This is a genomic window from Bradyrhizobium sp. Pha-3 (assembly GCF_042258325.1).
GTDB classification, from domain to species: Bacteria; Pseudomonadota; Alphaproteobacteria; order Rhizobiales; family Xanthobacteraceae; genus Bradyrhizobium; species Bradyrhizobium elkanii.
Map to the genome: position 1 here is coordinate 6,034,448 of NZ_CP170151.1, position 21,683 is coordinate 6,056,130.

Here is a 21,683-nt window from a genome sequence, read left to right on the forward strand (position 1 = left end):
CTCTTATTTTCGCCGTACCGCTCGCGTCAAACCGCGCCATGATTGGCTTTTTGGTTCGATTTTCGTTTCGGGTGACGGTCTGCAGCGCGCTGCTCGGCAGCGCGCTGGCAGCGGTATTCGCATCAGCCGCGGACGCGCAGGACAATCAGCTGCAGATCTCCTGGGAGGTCCGCAACCGCTTCCGCCTGTTCCGCGAGGAACGCGACTTCCGCCTGCATGTCGAAAGCGGGCTTGGCCGCAGCGTGCTGGCCTCGGAACAGGCGCTGGAACTGCAAAGCGACGGCCGCGGCTGGGCGCGCAACACCGTCAACCGGCTCTGCATCGACCTGCAGGGCCGCGTCAGCGAGCCCTGCACGCGCGACAACGTCAAGGAAAGCTATCTGACGCCGATCGATCATCCGATCGTCGTGCGGCTCACCGGACCGGTTCCGGTCGGCGCGACCTGCGCCTGGTCGTTCGACGACGGCGACGGGCCGCAATCCTCGACATTCGATTGCGCCGAGCCGGTCAATCTGCGCGTCCGCTACGGCCGCACCACGGTCGCGACCGTCGACGTCGCGAGCGGCTCGGACGCCAACCAGCGCGTGACGACGCCGATCGAGGTGCGCGACTTGCTGATCGCGGGCCTCGGCGACAGCATCGCATCCGGCGAGGGCAATCCCGACCGCGCGATTGCGCTCTCCGACGAGGGGTTCTGCTTCCGCTCCTATCTCGGCGGGGCGCAATATTACCGGCCGAGCCGCGCCGGCTACAAAGGCGGACGCGCCTGCGAAGCACCGGACACCCTGACCAACTGGCAGCGCCAGAGCGCGCTGTGGCTCAACTCGGCCTGTCACCGGTCGCTGTACAGCTACCAGACCCGCACGGCGCTCGCGCTCGCCGTGCAATATCCGCACATCGCGGTGACCTATCTGCCGCTGGCCTGCACCGGGGCCACCATCGCCGACGGCCTGCTCGGCTCGCAGCAGGCGCGGGAATGTCTGCCGACGAAGACAGCCAACACCTGCTCGGGCACCGTCAACGGTCAGATCGCGGAGCTGCGCACGGCACTCGCCGCCGCCAAGCGCCGTCAGCCCGACCGCACCCTCGACCTCGTGCTGCTGTCGATCGGCGCCAACGACATCTACTTCTCCGGCCTCGTCGCCAACGTGATCGTCGACACGCCGACCGAGCGCACGCTGTTCAGCCGCGGCGGCTCGATGGCCAGCGTCGAAGATGCCCGTTCGGCACTGGCGCGCGACCTGCCGGCCGATTTTGCCAAGCTGCGCGATGCGCTGAAGCCGCTGGTCGGCGGCGATCTCTCGCACGTGATCTACACGGCCTACGCCAATCCGGCGCTGGCCAATGGCGGCGCGCCCTGCCCCGGCGGCCGTGCCGGCTTCGAGATCCATCCCTCGTTCAACGCCGATCCCAAACGCCTCGCGTCGGTCTCGAGCTTCGTGCAGAACGAGTTCCTGCCGCAGCTCAAGGCGATCGCGCAGTGCCAGTCCGGCATCATCTGCCGCAATCCGCAGGCCGACCGCATGACCTTCGTCGATGCGCATCAGGACGCGTTTGCGAGCCATGGCTTCTGCGCACGCGCGTCGACCGATCCGGAATTCGACCGCGACTGCTTCGCCGCCAATGGCGACAGCTTCGTGTCGGACATCGTCGCCGCGGCCAACCAGCCGCTCAAATGCGGCCGCAGCGCCGGCGAATACCGCGCCTATCTGCCGCGCGCGCGCTGGATCCGCGACGCCAATGACAGCTACTTCACCGCGATGACCTACCCGCAGGGCCTGCCGTCCTCGATGCAGCCAAGTGACATCCACGACGCGACATGGGGCATCCTGTCGGCGGTGTATGGCGGCGCGGTGCATCCGAGCGCCGAAGGCCATGCGGCGATGGCCGATGCCGCGGTCCCGGCGGCCGCCACCGTGCTGCAATTGAACACCGCCGTGCCCGAAGTGATTTCCGAGCCGGTCGCGCCACTGCCGATGCCGATTGCACCAACGGGACAGCGCTGAACGCTCACGCTGCCACGCAAGTGCGGAGCGTGAGCAAATCGGAGCGTTGGCTGCAGATCGGGGCGTTAGCCAGAGAGAAGTGTTAGTGCCGCTTCGTCGCGGGCACCGGCGCCGGCTTCGCCACCGCGGCTTGCGCCGGCAGATATTTGGCGACGATCGCGGGATCGAGCTGGGCCACCGCGGTGTCAGGCAGCCGGGTCCAGACCTCATCCTTGCCGAACAGCGAGATCCCGAGAAAGCCGCGCATCGTCAGCGTCTGACCATCGGCGCTCAACGTCATCTTGGCCTTGTAGACCTTGCCGTTGCGCGGATCGAGCACGTTGCCGCCTTCATAGGCGAGCCCGTTGCGCTTCATGTCGCGGATGAGGGGAATGCCGAGCCACGGCATGTCCTTGCGATCGTCGGTGCATTTCGAGCAGACCGGATTGGGCGGATCGCCGGGCGATGAAAACATCTTTGCGATCATGCCTTCGAACAGACCATTGCGCTCGATCACCAGGAACCAGCCCTCGGGCTTGCCGTCTTCGACCTTTTGCCACAGGCCGGCCGCCGACGGGTCGGCCGCCGAGGCCGCAAGCGGAGCAGCTAGCGCAAAGGCCGTGGCGATCGCGAGGATCAGCCGAACTCTGGATAGCGTGTTCCGCATCATCATCACCTGATCAATCGACCAACTCGAGTACAAGCAGACTACGGCCATTTCACGGGTTGTTCCAGTACCCGCGCCGCGCAGCAAATGGCCCATGCCCCTGGCATTGGTCTCTGCTCGAGTGGAATCAGTGCACCCCAAGCTTCTTCTGCAGACTCGATGACGAGGTTGTGTACTGGAACACCAGCCGCTTGTCCGGATACACGTAGCGGTGCGCCTTCTGCGCCATCAGCGCACCCTCGTGGAAGCCGGAGAGAATGAGCTTGAGCTTGCCCGGATAGGTGTTGATGTCGCCGATCGCGAAGATGCCGGACACGTTGGTCTCGAACGCCGCGGTGTCGACCGGCACCAGATTGTTCTCCAGCGCCACGCCCCAGTTCGCGACCGGGCCGAGCTTCATGGTGAGCCCGAAGAACGGCAGCATCGTATCGCAGGCGATCGTCGAGACCGCATTGTCATTACCCTTGAGCGCGGCGCCCGAGAGCTGACCGTTGGCGCCTTCGAGCCCCGTGACCTGACCGATCTTCAGATCCATCTTGCCGTCGGCAACGAGCGCACGCATCTGCTCGACGCTGTGCGGCGCCGCGCGGAAATCGTCACGCCGGTGCAGCAGCGTGATGCGCTGGGCGATCGGATGCAGATTGAGCGTCCAGTCGAGCGCGGAGTCGCCGCCGCCGACGATCAGGATGTTCTTGTCGCGGAACTGCTCCATCTTGCGCACGGCATAGAACACCGACGTACCTTCATAGGCCTCGATGCCCGGCACCGGCGGGCGCTTAGGCTGGAACGAGCCGCCACCGGCCGAGATCACGACGACCTTGCACTCGAACTCCTTGCCGGCATCGGTCTTCACGCGGAACAAGGGATCGCCGATCTTCTCGATGCTCTCGACCATCTCGTTGAGATGGAAGGTCGGATTGAACGGCTTGATCTGCTCCAGCAGCTGGTCGGTGAGGCCCTGGCCGGTGACGAAGGGAATTCCGGGAATGTCGTAGATCGGTTTCTCGGGATAGAGCTCGGCACACTGCCCGCCGATCTTGTCGAGGATGTCGACCAGATGCACCTTCATGTCGAGCAGGCCCAGTTCGAACACGGCGAACAGTCCGCAGGGGCCCGCGCCAATAATCAGCACATCGGTCTTGATCGCTTCGCTCATGTCCGCTTCTTTTCAGTTGACGTCGACTGGACGGCTTTTTCGCCTGTCCAGCCAAGTGGGCCGGATCGCGACATGCATAATAGGGACAGCGGCTGGCGCGGCAACCCCTTGCCGAGCCTGCGCAACTCGGCTGTATGGGCGGGAAACCGACGGAGATCCCCCTCGTGAACGCCCCTGTCCGCGCCGACGATGCACTACGCCTGGAAGACTTTCCCTATCGCCTGTCCGACAATGTGCGCTTTGCCGATCTCGACCCCAACGGGCACGTCAACAACGCCGTCTATGCGAGCTATTTTGAAACCGGCCGCGTCACGCTGGTGAAGGACCGCAGCATGGGGCTGATGCCGGCGGGGCTCGGCTGGATCATGGTGCGCCTCGACATCCATTTCCGCGCCGAGCTGCACTGGCCGGGTCAGATCGAGCTCGGGCTCGGCCTCGTCAAGTTTGGACGCACATCGACCACCTTCGACCAGGTGGTGTTTTCGGAAGGCAGATGCGTGGCGTCGGCGAAGGCGGTCACGGTGATGATCGATGAGGCCACGCGCAGGCCGACGCCGCTGCCGGCGGAGGTCAAGCAGAACTTCCGCCGCTGGGTCCGTCGCGGTGTGAATCCGGACGGCGAATGAAAGAATCTTAGGCCTGCCGCTCCGGCGTCGACACGACCAGTCCGTCGAGATCGTCGGTCACCTTGATCTGGCAGGACAGCCGCGAATTCGGACGCACGTCGAAGCCGAAATCCAGCATGTCCTCTTCCATCGGCGACGGCGCGCCGACCTTCTCGCGCCAGGCTTCATCGACATAGACATGGCAGGTCGCACAGGCGCAGGCGCCGCCGCATTCGGCTTCAATGCCGGGAATGGCGTTGCGGATCGCACCTTCCATCACCGTCGCGCCGTTCTCGATCTCAACTGTGCGTTTCTCGCCGGAATGGTCGATAAAGTGGATTTTGGCCATGATTGCTCGTGCTGCCGGAATGCGCCGGACGATGGATGGAAAGGTCCCGGGCAGTCGTATAACGGGTCGATCCGCACAGCGCTAGCGCGGAGACCGAAAACCTGCCCGCCGGTTGGGAAGCCGCCCAAGCTGCCGCGGCGCGCCGCCGAGACGCCGGACGCCTAGGAGCGGCCCAGGATCAGCTCGATCGCCGTGCGCGCCTCGGCAATCGCGGCGCCGAGCGCGGCAAGCGGCTGGGCCGCATCGGAACCGCCGGTCAGCGCGGTCTCCAGCTGGGCCGCAGCCTCGGCGACGCCGAAGGCGCCGATTGCCCGCGCCGATCCTTTCAGGGTGTGGGCGTGGATCGCCGCCTCGGGCGGCAAGGCGGCCAGTTCACCGAGGATCCGGGCCGACTGGGCCGCGAACATGGCCAGCACTTCCCGCTCGAGGCCCGGATCGCCCAGCGTCATGCGCTGAAGGTGATCGACGTCGATCGGCCCGGCGCCGGGCGCCAGCGGCGGCGATTGCGTCCATTCGATCCGTTCGAGATGAAGCGGCATGGCCTGTCCCTGCCTCCGCCGGGCCCTCGCCGGCGGATCGTTGGCCCAGCCAATCACGAAACTGGTTAACGGATTGTTGTCGGGATGATCGGTAAAACCGCCCGATTCTGGACAATTTCCGGACACAATCGACGCTCTACGGCCGGAATTTCGAGTACCCATAAGGCCTTATGGCGCAAAGCTGTTAACGATGATTAAGAAAGTATTAATCGCAAGCATTTCATTCGCATCGCTCTCCCAATAGGATGTTTGCGGATGTAGCGGACAAGCCGCCCAGGGGGCCGCTTGCGCTCCGCTTGTGGGCACCGGCTTCGAGCTTGCGTGGGGACGATCGCAGGCTCGCCGACGCGTAAAATAGTGAGAGGGCTCAGACTGAACATGGCGAACACTCCCAAGAAGGTCAAAGATCCCACCGAAGTCGCGCTTTCTGCCATCCAGGAAGCCCTCAACATCAGCGAACAGGGCGCGGAGAATCGCAGCCCCCTCAACGATGGCGCCGCGCCGCCGAACCTGCCGCCGCCCGCGGCCGATTTTTCAGCCGCATCGTTCGAGTCCCGTCCGAATAATACCGATCGTTCGGCGTTCGAGCCGATCGAAGAACCGCGCGCGCCGCGCCGCGCCGCCAATGATGATCGCGAAACCATCGGCCAGATGCTGCAGACGCTGCAGGGAGGACGCGCGCGCAACGCCTTCACGCTGTTCTTTGTCTGCTCCGGCGCCTGGCTGCTGGGCGGCGTGATTCTCACCATCGCGTTCTGGCCGGCCCTGCAGGCCTCGATGGCGCAGGGCACCGGCGTCCTGGTGCTCGCCGGCCTTGCCGCGCTGTTCGCCGTGCCGATCCTGCTGTTCTACTATCTCGCCAGCCTCGCCTCGCACGGTCAGCGCATGCAGATGATCGCGCAATCGATGGCGCAGGTCGCGATGCGATTCTCCGAGCCGGAAAACGCCGCCGCCGATTCCATGGTGACGGTCGGCCAGGCGATCCGCCGCGAGGTCGCGGCGATGGGCGACGGCGTCGAGCGCGCGATCGCGCGCGCCGGCGAACTCGAGACCCTCGTTGCCAACGAGGTCGCGGCGCTGGAACGCGCCTATTCCGACAACGAGGTGCGCATCCGCGCGCTGCTGCAGGACATCGCCCACCAGCGCGACAACCTGGTCGGCCAGGCCGAGCAGGTGCGCAGCGCGATCTCCGGCGTGCAGATCGACTTGCGCCACGACATCGCGCTGATCTCGGACGCGATCGCCTCGCGCGTCGACGAGGTCGCCAAGAGCATCACCGGCGCGCTGGAAGAGCGCGGCCAGCACATCACGACCGCGTTGAGCCATGCCGGCGACAACATGATCCTCGCGCTCGGCGAGCGCGGCGGCGACCTGCTCGACCGCCTCGAGGAAGCCAGCGCCGAGACCACGCGCGCGGTGATGGATGCCTCCGAGCGGCTGACCACCAGCCTCAACTTCAAGACCGGCCACGTCCATGACGAGTTCGTCGATCTGGCCGATCGCGTCCACGAGCTGCTGAACGAGCGCATCGACCGCATCACCGGCGAGTTCGAGCAGCGTTCGTCCGTCATCGTCGACGGCATCTCCGACCGCACCGAAGAGGTCCACGACTCCCTGAAGAACTCCGCGGACTCGCTGCTGCTCGAGCTCGAGCTGCGCAGCAACGACCTCGTCAGCAAGATCGACGACGCCGGCAACCGCCTCGCCGGCCAGATCCTGACGTCCGGCGACAAGGCGAGCGAAGCGCTCGACGTCACCGTCAACTCGCTGGTCGCCAAGGTGGTGGGCCAGACCGAGACCGCGCACGACTCGCTGTCGCTGCAGATGAGCGCGTTCGACGACCTGGTGAAAAACCACGGCAGCGAGCTCGCCGAGAAATTCGCCCGCGACTCCGGCACGCTCGGCGCGCTGATCACCCGCCACATCTCGGAATTCGACCGCACGGTGAAGACCTTCGGCGGCGACATCGTCGAGCGCATGGGCCAGCGGACCCAGGACATCGCCGACAGCCTGAAGACCTATGTCGACACCTTCGACCATCGCGTCACCACCAACAGCGGCGAGATCACCGCCTCGCTCGACCAGCGCCTGCTGCAGTTCGAGACCACGCTCGGCAGCCGCGTCACCAATCTCGACGCCTCGCTGACCGACAAGCTGTCGTCGTTCGATAGTTCGCTCGCCAGCAAGATCGGCTCGTTCGACGGCCGTCTGCAATCGCTCGACGATGCGATCGACGGCCGCATGAAGTCCCTCGAGGTCACCTTCGAGAGTCGCGCCAAGTCGGTCACCGACACCATCGACGGCCATCTCGGCACGCTCGCGACCCAGCTGACCGACGGCGCCTCCCAGGCGATCCAGTCGATCGACTCGCGGCTTGGCCTGCTCACCACCACCCTGACCGAAGGCACCGTGCAGGCGATCGCCGCGGTCGACCATCGCATCAACGGCGTCACCGAGACCATCGACGGCCACAGCATCCGCCTGGTCGACACCCTCAACGGCCACAGCACCCGCCTCGCCGACACCATCAATGGTCACAGCGCCAACCTGACCGACACCATCTCGGCGCGCTTCGCCGACATCCAGCAGGGCATCGAGAGCCGCGTCGGCGTCATCGCCGGCGACATCGACACCCGCGTCGCGCAGTTCGAGGACCTGCTGGGCTCGCGCGTCGAGGCCGTCGCCGGCCGCATCGAGAGCAGCGGCCGCCAGGCGAGCGAGGACCTGATGTCCCGCGCCGAGCTGTTGTCGTCGAGCATCAAGTCCCACGTCGAGGACGCCGAGCGCTCGCTGACCAACCTCGTGGTCAACACCAGCGAAACCATCCAGACCGGCGCGCGCACCGCGCAGCAGGCGCTGCTCACCGTGTCCACCGACGTCGGCAACCAGCTCAAGCTGAGCTCGGCCGAGGTCGAGAGCGTGCTGACCGCCGTCGGCACCAGCGCCGCCAACTCGATCCTCACCAGTGCCCGCGACGCCCAGGTGTCGCTGGTCTCGGCCTCCGGCGACGTCGCCTCGCAGATCAAGGCGCTGTCCGAGGATGTCGAACGCACGCTGCAGGCGGCGGGCAGCGCCACCGCAGCCTCCGTGCTGTCGGGCGCCCGCGATGCGCAGACCACGCTGGTCAGCGCCTCTGTCGAAGCCGCAAGCCAGGTCAAGTCGCTCGCCGCCGATGTCGAGCAGTCGCTGTCGATGGCCGGCTCTGCCGCCGCCGAGGCGATCATGACCGGTGCCCGCGAGGCCCAGACCACGCTGATCTCGACGTCGACCGACGTCACCGGCCAGGTCAAGTCGCTCGCCAGCGACGTCGAGCGCTCGCTCTCGATGGCCGGCACCGCGACCGCCGAAGCCGTCGTCGCCTCCGCTCGCGAGGCCCAGAGCACGCTTGCCGGTGCATCCACCGAAGCCGCCAACCTGGTCCGCACGCTCGCGGCCGACGTCCAGCACTCGCTCTCGACCGCCGGCACCGCCACCGCGGAATCCATCGTCGCCTCCGCCCGCGAGGCCCAGAGCACGCTCGCTGGCGCGTCGACCGACGCCACCAACCTGGTGCGGACACTGTCGGCCGACATCGAGCGCTCGCTGTCGATGGCAGGCTCCGCCACCGCGGAAGCCGTCGTCGCCTCCGCCCGGGAGGCCCAGAGCACGCTCGCCGGCGCGTCGACCGACGCCACCAATCTGGTCCGGACACTGTCGGCCGACATCGAGCGCTCGCTGTCGATGGCGGGCTCCGCCACCGCGGAAGCCGTCGTCGCCTCGGCCCGCGAGGCCCAGAGCACGCTTGCCACCGCATCCACCGAGGCCACCGATCTGGTCCGCTCGCTGGCGGCCGACATGGAGCGTTCACTGTCGATGGCCGGCTCCGCTACCGCGGAATCGATCACATCAGGTGCGCGTGAGGCCCAGAGCACGCTGGTCAACGCGTCGACCGAGGCTGCGACCAAGGTATCGGCGCTCGCCGCCGACATCCAGCGTGCGCTGTCGATGGCCGGCTCCGGCACCGTCGAGATGCTGACGGCCGGCGCCCGCGAGGCGCAGAACGCCCTCGTCACCGCGTCGACGGAGGCAGCCAACCACGTTAAGTCGCTGGCCGTCGATGTCGAGCGCACCCTGAGCTCGGTCGGCACCAACACCGCGCAGGCGATCCTCGGCAGCGCCCGCGATGCCCAAAGCTCGTTCGTGGCAACCTCCAGCGAGGCCGCAAGCCAGATCCGCGAGATCTCCGCCGAGATCGAGCGCTCGCTGACCACGGCCAGCGCGGAGACTGCGCAGACCATCCTGGGCAGCGCCCGCGAGGCCCAGAGCTCGTTTGCGGCGACCTCCGCCGATGCCGCCGCCCAGATCCGCACGCTCTCGACCGATATCGAGCGCGCGCTGGGTGCGGTCACGGCCAAGACCACCGACAACATCCAGACCTCGGCGCAGAACGCGCAGGCCGCGCTGATCACCATGTCCAACGAGGTCTCGACCAAGGTCAAGACGACCTCCGCCGACATCGAACGTTCGGTGCTGTCGGCCTCCAGCGCCTTCGGCTCGGCGATGACCGGCAAGACCGACGAGATCGTCACCTATGTGCAGCAGCAGACCGAGCGTCTGTCGCAGATGGTCGACGGCCGCCGCGGCTCGCTTGTCGAGGCGCTGACCGCCAAGACCACGCAGCTGTCGAGCGACATGGATCGCGCCACCGCGGACGCGCTGAAGGCGATCGAAACCCGCGGCCTCGCCTTCTCGCAGACGATGTCGGCCCACGGTAGCGATGTCGCGCGCAACATCACCACGGCCGGCGATCAGGCGACCGGCGCGGTGGCGAAGTCGCTCAGGGAGCTCGAGCAGGCCTCGCGCGCGGCGATCGACCAGTCGCGCCAGGTCTCGATCTCGGCCGTCACGGAGATGCAGGAGACCAGCAAGATCCTGCGCACCGATACGGTCGCGCTGTTCGAGCGGCTGCGCGAAGGCAACATCCTCTTGCAGGAAGTGTTGACCGGCGCCCACGACAACCTCAACTCGCTGGAGCGCGCGCTGGTGACCCGCGTGGCCGACTTCGTGTCCGCCATGAACGACGTCACCTCGCGCAACGGCGTGGCAACCCAGACGCTGGAAGACCAGCTCACGGTGTTCAACAGCAAGACCGGCAAGGCGCTGGAAGATCTCGGCGCGCTGTCGAGCCAGTTCGAGACCCATGGCAAGGCGCTGATCGACGCGGCTGCCGTGGTCGAGCAGGCCAACCGCTCGACGACGGCCTCCGTCAGCGAGCGCAAGTCGGCGCTGGAAGCGCTGGTCACGACCATCGACCTGCGCACCACCGATCTCGACCAGCGGCTGTCGCGCTTCACCGGGCTGCTCGATGAATCGCTCGGAGCGGCCGAGGAACGCGCCCGCGACATCGCCCGCGTGGTGGCGGAGACCGCAGGCGCCGGTTCGGCTGCGATCAGCAGGCAGTTCGAGGCGGTGCGCCAGGCGGCCGAGAACGAGCGTCAGCAGACCGTCGACGCCATGAACGACCTCTACCAGCAGAGCAATGCCGAGACCGATGCGATGTTCAAGGAATCGACGGAGAAGTTCTCCGCGATGGTCACGGCGATGAAGCAGATGGCGAGCGAGATGCACAACGAGCTCGAGGCCACCCGCAACGAGCTGCGCCGCGGCGTGCTCGAGATGCCGCAGGAGGCCGCCGAGAACACCGCGCAGATGCGCAAGGTGATCGTCGACCAGATCGAGGCGCTGGCCGAGCTGAACCGCATCGTCGCTCATCACGGCCGCGGACTCGACGTGGTCAGCACCAACCGCGCCAGCGTTCGCCAGGAGGAGCCGGTGATGGCTGCCGCCGGCGGCCGCGGCGATGTGCGCATGCGGGACAACGGCAACAGCGCCTCGACGCTGCCGCCGCCGGATCTCGGCATGGCGAGCTCGCGCCGCACCGAGGCCCCGCCGGTCAGCCCGGCAGGCCCCAACAACAACGGCGACGGCTGGCTGTCCGACCTGCTCAACCGCAGCGACGCGCCGCCGCCTGCCCCGCAGAGCCGCGACGCCCAGCAGCGCCCGCGTCCGCAGCAGCAGCCGGTCAATCCGCTGGAGTCGCTGTCGCTCGACATCGGCCGGCTGATGGACCGCACGCTTGCGGCCGAGATGTGGGATCGCTACCAGCGCGGCGAGAACAAGGCGTTCTCCAAGCGCCTCTACACGCCGGCCGGCCAGAAGGCCTTCGATGAGGTGGCCCGCAAGTACCGCTCCGACCGCGGCTTCAAGCAGACGGTCGACCGCTACATCGCGGAGTTCGAGCGCCTGCTCGACGAAGTCGCCCGCGACGGCCGCGGCCAGCAGGAGCTGAGCAGCCACCTCACCTCGGAGACCGGGCTGGTCTACACCCTGCTCGCGCACGCCGCGGGACGGCTGGGATAAGCTGCGAAGTAGCGAATAGTGAGTAGCGAATAGCGAATGGAAAACGGAGGCCGAAAGGTCTCCGTTTTTGTTTTGGGCTCGGAATTGGATTCGCAGTCGGCCGGCTCAGCCGCGGTCACGCGAATGCAACGAGCCGTAGCCCGGATGGAGCGCAGCGAAATCCGGGGCAGTGCCGCGGCGGAGTTGACCCCGGATACGCTTCGCTCCATCCGGGCTACGAGTTGCTTCGCTCGCAATGACGGATCCGCTCGGTAGCGAACCCTATTCGCTATTCGCCCACTACGTCACTACTGCCGCCGCCGCGGCCCGGGCGCGGTGGCCGGAGCCGGCGCGGGCTCGGGCGCGGCGTTGTTGCTGCCGCCGAAGATCACCCGGCTCGGGTTGCGGTCGAAATTATTCACCGCGCGGCTGATGTCGGACAGCGTCCTGCGGCCGTCGTTGATCAGGAGATTGGAGCGCTTGTCGAGATCCTCGGCGAGCTCGCGGATCGACTTCACCATCAGGTTCAGCTCGCTGCCATTGTTGCCGCCCGCGATCGCATTGAGGCCCAGCATCAGGCTGTCGGCCTTGCCCATCACGCCGTCGACCTTGAGCATGACGTTGTCGATCTTCTCGGAATTGCGCGCCAGCGCCTGGGTGAAGACCTCGAGATTCTTCAGCGAGTTCTTCACCGACTGCTGATTGTCGGCGACGATGCGGTTGACGTTTTGCAGGGTGGCGCGGATCGCCTCGGTGACGTCCTGCAGCGCATTCGGGTCGGCGGTCAGAACCGGGATGCCGTCCTCGTCCAGCGGCACCGGCGGGGCGGCCTCCTCGCCGCCCTTGAGCGAAATCGCGGCGACGCCGGTGAGACCCTGGAACTCGAGACCGACCAGGGTGTCCTTGCGGAGCGGTGCGTTGTTCTCGATCATCGCCAGCGCGACCACGCGGCGCGGGTTGTCGAGCTTCACCGAGACCACCTCCCCTATCCGAATACCGTTAAAATTGACATTGCCGCCATTGCGCAGGCCTGACGCCGGCCCTTCGAAGATCACCCGCAAGGGGCTGCGCTGCTTGGTGGTGTGGAGGCTCTGGAACCACAGCACGAAGCCGAACGCGGCGGCGATCACCGCCAGCGTGAAAGCCCCGATCAAGACGTAGTTCGCCCGCGTTTCCATCAATTACTCGCGTTGATCACTCTTGGGCCCTCGCGCAGCCGGCTGCGCTCGAGCCCGTCGAATTCCCTGTTGGCGCATGATCTCGTCCGAAAATCGGCTCCAGGTTTCGGGATCATGGGCTAGGCCACAACGGCACGGGCGCGCTTGCCGTTGAAATATTGCTGCAGCCATGGATGCTGCGATGCCTTCATGTCGGCGATCGATCCTGCAGCAATGATCTTACCGTTCCCTAAAACGGCGATACGGTCGCACGCGGTGTAAAGACTGTCGAGATCGTGCGTTACCATGAAAACGGTCAGCCCCAAAGTGCGCTGCAGGGTGCGCACCAGCTCGTCAAACTCGCCGGCGCCGATCGGATCGAGACCCGAGGTCGGCTCGTCGAGAAACACGAGCTCAGGATCGAGTGCGAGTGCGCGCGCCAGCGCGACGCGCTTGATCATGCCGCCCGACAATTCCGACGGATAACGACCGGCGACTTCCGGCTTCAGCCCGACCATCACGAGTTTCGCCACCATGATCTCGTCGAGCAGCCGCTGCGAGACGCGCAGATACTCGCGCGCCGGAAACTGGATGTTCTGGCGCACCGTGAGCGAGGAGAACAGCGCGCCCTGCTGGAACAGGATGCCCCAGCGGCGCTCGACGGCACGGCGCTGCGAGGTGCTCGCGGCGTCGAGATCGATGCCGAACACCTCGATGCGGCCGGCGACTTTCGGCACGAGCCCGATGATGGTGCGCGTCAACACCGACTTGCCAGCGCCGGAGGGCCCGACGAAGCCGAGGATCTCGCCGCGCCTGACGTCGAGGTTGAGGCCGTCGAGCACCCGCGTGTTGCCGAATTGAACCGTAATGTCGCGGACCCGGATGATGGCATCGTTGTCCTCTTCCGCCATGATCACATCCCGATCGAGGCGAAGAAGATCGCGAACACACCGTCCATCACGATCACGAAGAAGATCCCTTTCACCACCGATGCGGTGGTGTGCTGTCCGAGCGACTCCGCCGAGCCCTGCACCGCAAGGCCTTCGACGCAGGCGACGATACCGATCACCGCCGCCATGACAGGCGCCTTGACCATGCCGACGATGAAATGGTCGATCGATATGGCATCACGAAGGCGGAGCAGGAAGGCCTCCGGATCGACGCCGCCATAGAGCCAGGCCACCAGGCCGCCGCCATAGAGCGCGGCCATCGCGCCGAGGAAGGCCAGGATCGGCAGCGCCAGCACCAGCGCCAGCATGCGCGGCAGGATCAGGACCTCGATCGGATCGAAGCCCATGGTGCGCAGCGCGTCGATCTCCTCGCGCATCTTCATCGAGCCGAGCTCGGCGGTATAGGCCGAGCCGGAACGGCCCGCGACCATGATCGCGACCAGCAGCACGCCGATCTCGCGCAGCACCAGGACGCCCAGCATGTCGACGACGAAGATGTCGGCGCCGAACCTGCGGAAATGGAAGATGCCCTGCTGCGAGATGATGCAGCCGATCAGGAAGGTGATCAGCACCACGATCGGCACCGCGCGCCAGCACACCTGCTCGAGGTGATGCACCGTCGAGGTCAGGCGGAAGCTGCGCGGATGGATCAGCACCTTGCCCGCGGCCACCAGCACCGCGCCGAGCATGTCGACGAGACCGACGATCGTGCCGCCGATCCCGGCCACGGTGCGCCCGATCTGCTCGAGCATGCCTGATATCGACAGCGGGTCGCTGACGACCCTGGGCGCGGGACCGACGCGGCGGACCTCGTCGACCAGGCTGGAATAATTGGCCGACAGGCCCGCGATCTCGGCTTCCGCACCGGCATCGCTGAGGCTGCGGCGCAGCCGCTCGATCAGCCAGGCGCCAAAGGTGTCGAGGCTCGCGACCTGCGACACGTCGATGAAGATGTGGGGCCGGCTGCCGCGCAGCTTCTCCGCGTCGGAGACGATCCGCTCGAGCGCAGGGGCAAAGCGGGCGGTCCAGTTGCCCGCCGCACACAACGCCAGTCCTTCGCCTTGGGCTATCCGCTCCAGTGTCGGGTCGCCGCTCACCTTTTGCCTACCCCTCAAGCCGGCTGGCTGCCGCTAACGCTGATCTCCGGCGCTGCCGGATCGGCTTGTCGAATCTGCCGCTAAACAGCCATAGTTGGCTGCGCGTCGCAAGCTACGGTTCAGGAAATAGTAGACTTTAAAATGACTTCCACCCCATCCGGAGCGATTTCCCTGACCGGTCGGATCGAGCGCTGGTCGATCGCAGGGACCTTCACGATCAGCCGCGGCGCCAAGACCGAGGCCATCGTCGTGGTCGCCGAGCTTAGCCAGGGCGGCCTCACCGGCCGCGGCGAATGCGTGCCCTACCCGCGCTATGGCGAAACGCCCGAGGCGACGCTGCAAGCGATCCAGGCGATGCAGGCGCCGCTCGCCGGCGGCATGGACCGCATCGCCTTGCAGGCCCGGATGCCTGCCGGCGCCGCCCGCAATGCGCTGGATTGCGCGCTGGCGGACCTTGAGGCCAAACGCGCCGGCAAACGGATCTGGAACCTGCTCGGCCGGCCCGCGCCGGAGCCGCGCACCACCGCCTATACGATCTCGCTCGGGACGCCCGAGGCGATGGCGGAGGCCACCGCAAAGGCTGCGCATCGTCAGTTGCTCAAGATCAAGCTCGGCGGCGATGGCGATGGCGCACGGATCGCCGCCGTGCGCAAAGCGGCGCCTCGATCCGAGCTGATCGTCGACGCCAACGAAGCCTGGACCGAGGATAACCTCGCCGCCAATCTCGCGGCCTGCGCCGATGCCGGCGTCACCCTGATCGAGCAGCCGCTGCCGGCGGGCGAGGACGAGGCGCTGGCGCGGATCAGGCGCCCGGTTGCGGTCTGCGCCGACGAGAGCGTGCACGACCGCGCCTCGCTTGCCGGCCTGCGCGGCCGCTATGACGCCGTCAACATCAAGCTCGACAAGACCGGCGGCCTGACCGAAGCGCTTGCGATGGCGGATGCCGCCCATGGGCTCGGCTTCGAGATCATGATCGGCTGCATGGTCGCGACCTCGCTTGCGATGGCACCGGCGATGCTGATCGCGCAAGCCGCGCGCTTCGTCGATCTCGACGGCCCGCTGCTGCTGGCGAAGGACCGCGACCACGGCCTGCGCTACGAGGGCAGCCTGGTCTATCCGCCCGACGTCGCGCTCTGGGGCTAATCGGCGAGACGCTTGCGCGCCAGCCACATCACGAGCCCGCCAGTGGCCGCCATTGCCGCCATCATGTCGTAGACGCCGAGCCCGAAGCGCGCATAGACCATGCCGCTGACGATCGCCGTGGTGCTCGCGACAATGCCGCCGCAGGCGGTGAGATAGCCTTGCGCGCGCGCCATCACGTGAACCGGCACGTGGTGCACCATCAGGCCCATGATGCCGACCTGCGTCAGGCCGAAGCTCAGCCCGTGTCCGAGCTGCACAACTGCGAGCACCGCAAGCGGCGGGTCCTGCGCGGTGATCGCCCAGCGCGCCGCGGCACTGGAGGCCGCGATCGTCACCAGCACAGCCGACGGCAGCGTGAAGCGCGGCGAGGCCGCAAACAGCACAATCTCGGCAATCACGCCGAGCACCCAGAGACAAGCGATCGTCAGGCCGCTGAAGCCGGCCTGCTGCCAGGCAATCGATGCGAAGATGTAATAGGCGCCGTGGCTGCCCTGGATCAGCGCCGAGGATACGATGATGGCGAGGAAGGTGGGATTGCGCAGCAGTTTTGGCGCGCCGGCCGCAGGTGTGGCGGCTACCGCTGGGCGGCCCAGCGGCCGCAGCGTCAGCCCGACCAGCGCGCCGAGCATCGTCACGGCCGTGATGATCCAGATCAGATCGACCTCCGCGACATAGCGGAGCAGGAAGCCGCTCAGCAGCGCACAGACCGCGAAGGCGGCCGAGCCCCAGAGCCGCAGCGGTCCGTAGCTGAGGCCGAATTGCCTGACGCCGCGCAGCGCATAGGCGTCGGTGAGCGGCACCATCGGCGTCCAGACGCAGCAGGTCAGCGCATAGATCGCCAGCAGCACGAACGGCTGGTGCTGGGTGCCGATCACGGCAAAGCCGAACGCCGTGGCGAATCCGGTGGCGATGATCGCCCCGCGCAGCATCTGGCGCCGTTCCGCCGCCGCGGTGACCAGCGGCAGCACGGTGAAGCGCGTCACCGGCGGCACCGCGGTGATGATGCCGATCCAGGTGGCGTCGATGCCGATCGCCTTCAGCCACACCGTGAAAAACGGCAGGTGAACCCCGGTCATGCCGAACAGCGTGGCGTAGAATGCCGCGAGTCGGTTCGCGAATCGCCGCGATGCAACCTTTGCTGCGATGGGGATTTGTGATTCGGAAGACATCAATTCAATTGCGATTCGCGCGATATCGTGGTGATCGTTAGCGTAACGCGCAGTGATTTGCGCGGAGAGATTGTGATGGCCGAAGAAGCATTCGCCCTGTCGCCGATATCCGCCCGCGCGGCCCTGCCGAGCGAGGAGGACTATGCCGCGATCAGCGCGGCCTTCATGGAGACTTCGCGGGGCCGCTGGTTCCTCGGCGAATACGCCAAGCGCAACCGCAACGCCGATACCCGCATGGTGCTCGATGCCGTGGTGCGGATCGAGGAAAGCCTCAGCGCGCAGCGGCAAGCCGCCGCAGCGGCGATCAGGGACGAGCAGCTGGCGCAGGCGCTCGCCGCCCTGCGCGGCGCAATCGAGGCCGCCCAGGCCTCGGCCATCGCGGCGCTCGACGGCATCAGCTTCGAGCAGAGCCTCGCGCCGGTGCGCAAGGGCGTGCGGGTGATCAGGGAGATCTCCTGGCGGCTGCGCGAGATCGGCAATGACGGCCGGATCTGCGACATCATCGATTCGCAGGTCAGCGCGATCGAGGCCGGTGCTGCCGAGGTCTCGATGGACGACGCCAAGGCCGTGCTGGATGCCGGCTTCGCTGCGCTGGCACGCCGCCTGAGCGAGTTCGATCCGGACAAGGCGGCGACGCCTGCGGCCGAGCCTGATGTGGCCGAGGCGCCGGTTGCGGAGCCGCCGGCAGCGGCCCCCGCGTCGCCACCGGTGGCCGAAAGTGCAGCCCCCGATATGGCCGCTACGCCGCCAGCGCCGCCTCAGGAAGCCGCTGCGACGCCGAAAGACGAAGCCGCGATTCCCGCCGCTGTGCCCGGCACCGAGGCCGCTACGGCCGTGATGCCGCAGCCGAGCGAAGCCTGGATCAAGGCTGAAGCCGCGCTGGCCGAAGCCGAGGCCGCAGAACTCGCCCGCGTCAGCGACGATGCGGCGGCCGACGCCCATGACGAGGCGGTGCTCGACCTGATCGCGATGGAGATGGGTGCGCCCGATCCGATCGACGAAGAGGCGATCGCGGAGGAAATGCGCGCCGCCGAGGAGATGCGTGTCGCCGAGGCGATGGCGGCCGAGCCCGAAATGGTTGCGCCAGCCATTCAGCCCGAACCGGCGCCCGCGCCGAAACTCGAGGTCAGAGCCGAAGTCAAGATGGAGCCGCCACCGCGAGCGGCAGCGCCGATTGCCGAGACTCTGGTGATGCCGCCGCCTCTCCCGCCCGCCGTTGAGCCTGCCCCTGCTCCCGCAGCAGAGATCTCACTCGGCTCGACGATCATCGCCAGCGGTCTTCTGAAAAGGCCAAGCGTCGCGGCCAACGATCCACTCGCGCCGATCCGTCGCATGAGCCAGGCCGAGAAGATCGCGTTCTTCTCGTAACCTAGACTTTCATATCCGGTCATTGCCGGGTTTGACCCGCGCACGACGAGTGGCGCGCGAAGCATTCATGTCCCATGGACCTGCACACGCAACGTGAGCCAGCTCATGTACCGCGGCAGCATCTGTGCCTAACCCGATGTCAGGCAACCAGTTTTGCGAACAGGTCGGCGTCGACATTGCCGCCCGAGAGCACGATGACGACGTTCTTGCCCTTGCCATCGATCCGCCCGGCAAGCAGCGCGGCGAGCCCGACCGCGCCGCCGGGCTCGACCACGAGCTTCAGCTCGCGATAGGCGAAGGCAACGGCGGCGCCGACTTCGTCATCGGTGGCGTTGACACCGTTCGCCAGCAGCTTGCTGTTGATCGCGAAGGTCAGCTCGCCCGGCATCATCGCCATCAGCGCATCGCAGATGGTCCGCGCCGCAACCGGATGCGCCTCGCGATGTCCGACCTTGAGCGACAGGGCGTGATCGTCATAGCCCGCGGGCTCGGCGACGATCACCTGGGCCTGCGGATATTTCGCCTTCACCGCGGTCGCGACACCCGCGATCAATCCACCGCCTGAAGCCGGCGCGACCACGATGTCGGGCGTCAGTCCGAGCGCGGCCATGTCCTCGGCGATCTCGCGGCCGGCGGTGCCCTGGCCCGCGATCACGAAGGGATCGTCGTAGGGGCGCACCAAGGTCGCGCCGCGCTTGCCGGCAATGCCGTTGGCGATCGCCTCGCGGTCGTCGCGATCGCGGTCGTAGAGCACGACTTCGGCGCCATAGGATTTGGTGCGCTCGCGCTTGGTGATCGGCGAGTCCGCAGGCATCACGATGGTCGCCTGCATGTTGAGGATCTTGGCCGCCGCGGCGACGCCCTGGGCATGGTTGCCCGAGGAGAACGCGACGACGCCACCGCTCCGCTTGTCCTGCGGGATCGAGGCGAGCTTGTTGAAGGCGCCGCGAAACTTGAACGATCCGGTCCGCTGCAGCATTTCGGGCTTGAGGAAGACCTGGCTGCCGACGCGTTCGTTGAGAACGGGGAAGGTCAGGAGCGGCGTGCGCACCGCGAACGGCGCGACCACCCTTGCGGCGGCATCGATGTCCGCGGCAGCGACGGGTGGATTGAGAACGGTGTCCGTCATTCGCGATTTGTATCGCGGCGACGGGCTGGCGGGCAAGACGCTTTAGTGTGACCCAACTAGCGTGAGTTCGGCTGAGGTGTCGGCAGGACGGCGAAATGGTGCTCTTCGGCACCAAATTCGAACGCCTCCCCCTCGCCATCCGGCGGCGCGGGACGGACGTTCATGCAACGGTCGATGAACACCCGAGCCGACGCCTGCCAGGTGTGGAGCGCGGCGAAATCGACGCAGGCCTGCCGCGAGATGCCGAGCGCCTCGAGGCAGGCATGGCGCAGATCCTCGTCGAGCACACCGACCGGCGCCGCGCCGATCACGTCGCGGGGACCGGTGACCGGAAAAGCGGCAACCGGCAGGCCGCTCGCCAACGCTTCAAGCAGCACCAGACCGAACGTATCGGTCCGGCTCGGGAAAACGAACACATCGGCCGCGGCATAGATCTCAGCCAATTCTTCTCCGTGGCGGGCGCCGAGGAACAAGGCGTCCGGATATTTCCGCTCCAGCGCCGCCCGCGCCGGGCCGTCGCCGACCACGACCTTGGTTCCCGGCAAATCGAGATCGAGGAAGGCCTCCAGGTTCTTCTCCACCGCCACCCGGCCGACGCTGAGATAGACCGGCTGCGGCAGGCATAGATCGACGTCGCGCGGATGGAACAGCGCGGTATCGACGCCGCGCGACCACAGCACCACGTTGCGGAAGCCGCGCTGACGCAATTCGGCCGCCAGCGCCGGGGTCGCCGCCATTACCGCCCGGCTCGGCCTGTGGAACCAGCGCAATGCGCGCCACACCCAGGCTTCCGGGACAGGCGTCCGCGCCGAGACGTATTCGGGGAAGCGGGTATGGAAGCTCGTCGTGAACGGCAGGCCGCGCTTGCGGCAATAGCGGCGCACCGCAAGCCCGATCGGGCCCTCGGTCGCGATATGGATGCTGTCGGGCCTCGCCGCCTCGATCAGACTTGCGACCTTGGCCCGGTAGGGCAGCGCCAGCCTCAGATCGCGATAGCTCGGCATCGCGAAGGTGCGGAACTCGTCCGGCGTCAGGAAGCTCACCTCGACGCCGAGCGATTTCGCCGCCTGTGCCATCATGGTCAGCGTGCGGACAACCCCGTTGACCTGGGGATGCCACGCATCGGTCGCGACCAGGATATGCGTCATGCAGCGCGTGCCGTCACTCGCGGAACCGGCGCGATCCGGCGCACCGGATCGGTCCAGGTGATGATCTCGAAATGGCCGTCCTCATGCTCGGCGAGCGCTGTGCAGCTCTCCACCCAATCGCCGCAATTCATGTAGCGGATGCCGTGCTCGTCATGAATCGTCGCGTAGTGGATGTGGCCGCAAATCACGCCGTCGCAGCCGTGGCGCCGCGCCTCGCCGGCAAGCGTCGCCTCGAACGCGCCGATATAGTTCACCGCCTTCTTGACCTTCAGCTTGGCCCATTGCGACAGCGACCAGTACGGCACGCCGAACATCTTGCGGAAGAAGTTGACGAAGCGATTCATCTGGATAGCGAGGTCGTAGGCCTTGTCGCCGAGATGGGCGAGCCAGCGCGCGTTCTGCACCACGAGATCGAAAATGTCGCCGTGGATCACGAGGTAGCGCTTGCCGTCCGCGCCGGTGTGAACGGTGTTCTCCACCACGTCGATGCCGCCGAAATGCGTGCCGTAATATTTGCGCAGGAACTCGTCGTGGTTGCCCGGGACGTAGATCACCTTGGCGCCCTTGCGCGCCTTGCGCAGCATCTTCTGCACAAAATCGTTATGGGTCTGCGGCCAGTACCAGTTCGACTTCAGCGCCCAGCCGTCGACGATATCACCAACGAGGTAGATCGTGTCGGCATCGTGAGAGCGGAGGAAGTCCAGCAGGCGGTCGGCTTGCGAACCACGGGCTCCGAGATGGACATCGGAGATAAACAAAGTGCGAAAGTGCCGCTCGGGACTTTCTTCACTCAAGGAGTCACTTCCCATGCCTGTGCACCTAACAGATTCCTGTGACAAGGCG

At 66.7% G+C, this 21,683-nt stretch carries 16 protein-coding genes; 5 read left to right on the forward strand and 11 right to left on the reverse strand.

Annotated features, from left to right (window positions below):
• The first annotated feature begins 38 nt into the window (after positions 1-38).
• Complete coding sequence (locus ACE10X_RS28765) at positions 39-2,006, forward strand: hypothetical protein (RefSeq protein ID WP_051003044.1); 1,968 nt, start codon at positions 39-41, stop codon at positions 2,004-2,006.
• 82 nt (positions 2,007-2,088) lie between these two features.
• On the opposite strand, the gene ACE10X_RS28770 is transcribed toward ACE10X_RS28765, so the two are convergent.
• Both ACE10X_RS28770 and ACE10X_RS28775 read right to left on the reverse strand, forming a co-directional pair.
• On the reverse strand, positions 2,089-2,652 hold the full coding sequence (locus ACE10X_RS28770) for a DUF2147 domain-containing protein (protein ID WP_038385530.1): 564 nt from the start codon (positions 2,650-2,652) through the stop codon (positions 2,089-2,091).
• Between the two features lie 127 nt (positions 2,653-2,779).
• On the reverse strand, positions 2,780-3,808 hold the full coding sequence (locus tag ACE10X_RS28775; RefSeq protein WP_038385521.1) for an NAD(P)/FAD-dependent oxidoreductase: 1,029 nt from the start codon (positions 3,806-3,808) through the stop codon (positions 2,780-2,782).
• Positions 3,809-3,972: 164 nt separating this feature from the next.
• On the opposite strand from ACE10X_RS28775, the gene ACE10X_RS28780 reads away from it, so the two are divergent.
• A complete protein-coding gene (locus ACE10X_RS28780) occupies positions 3,973-4,434 on the forward strand; it encodes an acyl-CoA thioesterase (protein ID WP_375763206.1) in 462 nt (153 codons plus the stop codon).
• Between the two features lie 7 nt (positions 4,435-4,441).
• Here ACE10X_RS28780 and ACE10X_RS28785 read toward each other — a convergent pair whose 3' ends face one another.
• Positions 4,442-4,762, reverse strand: a complete 321-nt coding sequence (locus ACE10X_RS28785; RefSeq protein WP_018272592.1) for a 2Fe-2S iron-sulfur cluster-binding protein — start codon at positions 4,760-4,762, stop codon at positions 4,442-4,444.
• Between the two features lie 161 nt (positions 4,763-4,923).
• Complete coding sequence (locus ACE10X_RS28790; protein ID WP_038385522.1) at positions 4,924-5,301, reverse strand: Hpt domain-containing protein; 378 nt, start codon at positions 5,299-5,301, stop codon at positions 4,924-4,926.
• A 378-nt stretch (positions 5,302-5,679) separates the two neighbouring features.
• On the opposite strand from ACE10X_RS28790, the gene ACE10X_RS28795 reads away from it, so the two are divergent.
• Positions 5,680-11,700: a negative regulator of septation ring formation gene (locus ACE10X_RS28795; protein ID WP_038385523.1), complete on the forward strand. Its 6,021-nt coding sequence runs from the start codon at positions 5,680-5,682 to the stop codon at positions 11,698-11,700.
• A 287-nt stretch (positions 11,701-11,987) separates the two neighbouring features.
• Here the strand turns inward: ACE10X_RS28795 and ACE10X_RS28800 are convergent, their stop codons facing one another.
• From ACE10X_RS28800 to ACE10X_RS28810, 3 genes are all read right to left on the reverse strand, one after another.
• Positions 11,988-12,857, reverse strand: coding sequence for an MlaD family protein (locus ACE10X_RS28800; RefSeq protein ID WP_028341638.1), 870 nt, complete (start codon positions 12,855-12,857; stop codon positions 11,988-11,990).
• Positions 12,858-12,976: 119 nt separating this feature from the next.
• Positions 12,977-13,747 (reverse strand): ABC transporter ATP-binding protein, encoded by a 771-nt coding sequence (locus tag ACE10X_RS28805; RefSeq protein ID WP_038385524.1) that lies wholly within the window; start codon positions 13,745-13,747, stop codon positions 12,977-12,979.
• A 2-nt stretch (positions 13,748-13,749) separates the two neighbouring features.
• Complete coding sequence (locus ACE10X_RS28810; protein ID WP_038385525.1) at positions 13,750-14,883, reverse strand: ABC transporter permease; 1,134 nt, start codon at positions 14,881-14,883, stop codon at positions 13,750-13,752.
• A gap of 141 nt (positions 14,884-15,024) precedes the next feature.
• Here ACE10X_RS28810 and dgcA point away from each other — a divergent pair, with 141 nt between their 5' ends.
• Positions 15,025-16,026, forward strand: coding sequence for an N-acetyl-D-Glu racemase DgcA (gene dgcA, locus ACE10X_RS28815; protein WP_038385526.1), 1,002 nt, complete (start codon positions 15,025-15,027; stop codon positions 16,024-16,026).
• Here dgcA and ACE10X_RS28820 read toward each other — a convergent pair.
• Entirely contained in the window at positions 16,023-17,195 is a 1,173-nt protein-coding gene (locus ACE10X_RS28820) for an MFS transporter (RefSeq protein WP_304557753.1), read from the reverse strand. The genes dgcA and ACE10X_RS28820 overlap by 4 nt on opposite strands.
• Before the next feature lie 75 nt (positions 17,196-17,270).
• On the opposite strand from ACE10X_RS28820, the gene ACE10X_RS28825 reads away from it, so the two are divergent.
• On the forward strand, positions 17,271-18,563 hold the full coding sequence (locus ACE10X_RS28825) for a hypothetical protein (RefSeq protein ID WP_304557752.1): 1,293 nt from the start codon (positions 17,271-17,273) through the stop codon (positions 18,561-18,563).
• A 139-nt stretch (positions 18,564-18,702) separates the two neighbouring features.
• Here the strand turns inward: ACE10X_RS28825 and ACE10X_RS28830 are convergent, their stop codons facing one another.
• Genes ACE10X_RS28830 through ACE10X_RS28840 form a run of 3 tightly spaced genes read right to left on the reverse strand, consistent with a single transcriptional unit; the run spans position 18,703 to position 21,649 of the window.
• A complete protein-coding gene (locus ACE10X_RS28830; protein WP_038385532.1) occupies positions 18,703-19,692 on the reverse strand; it encodes a threonine/serine dehydratase in 990 nt (329 codons plus the stop codon).
• A gap of 56 nt (positions 19,693-19,748) precedes the next feature.
• Positions 19,749-20,840, reverse strand: coding sequence for a glycosyltransferase family 1 protein (locus ACE10X_RS28835; RefSeq protein WP_038385533.1), 1,092 nt, complete (start codon positions 20,838-20,840; stop codon positions 19,749-19,751).
• On the reverse strand, positions 20,837-21,649 hold the full coding sequence (locus ACE10X_RS28840) for a UDP-2,3-diacylglucosamine diphosphatase (RefSeq protein WP_038385534.1): 813 nt from the start codon (positions 21,647-21,649) through the stop codon (positions 20,837-20,839). The genes ACE10X_RS28835 and ACE10X_RS28840 overlap by 4 nt, the downstream gene beginning before the upstream one ends.
• Positions 21,650-21,683: the final 34 nt, after the last annotated feature.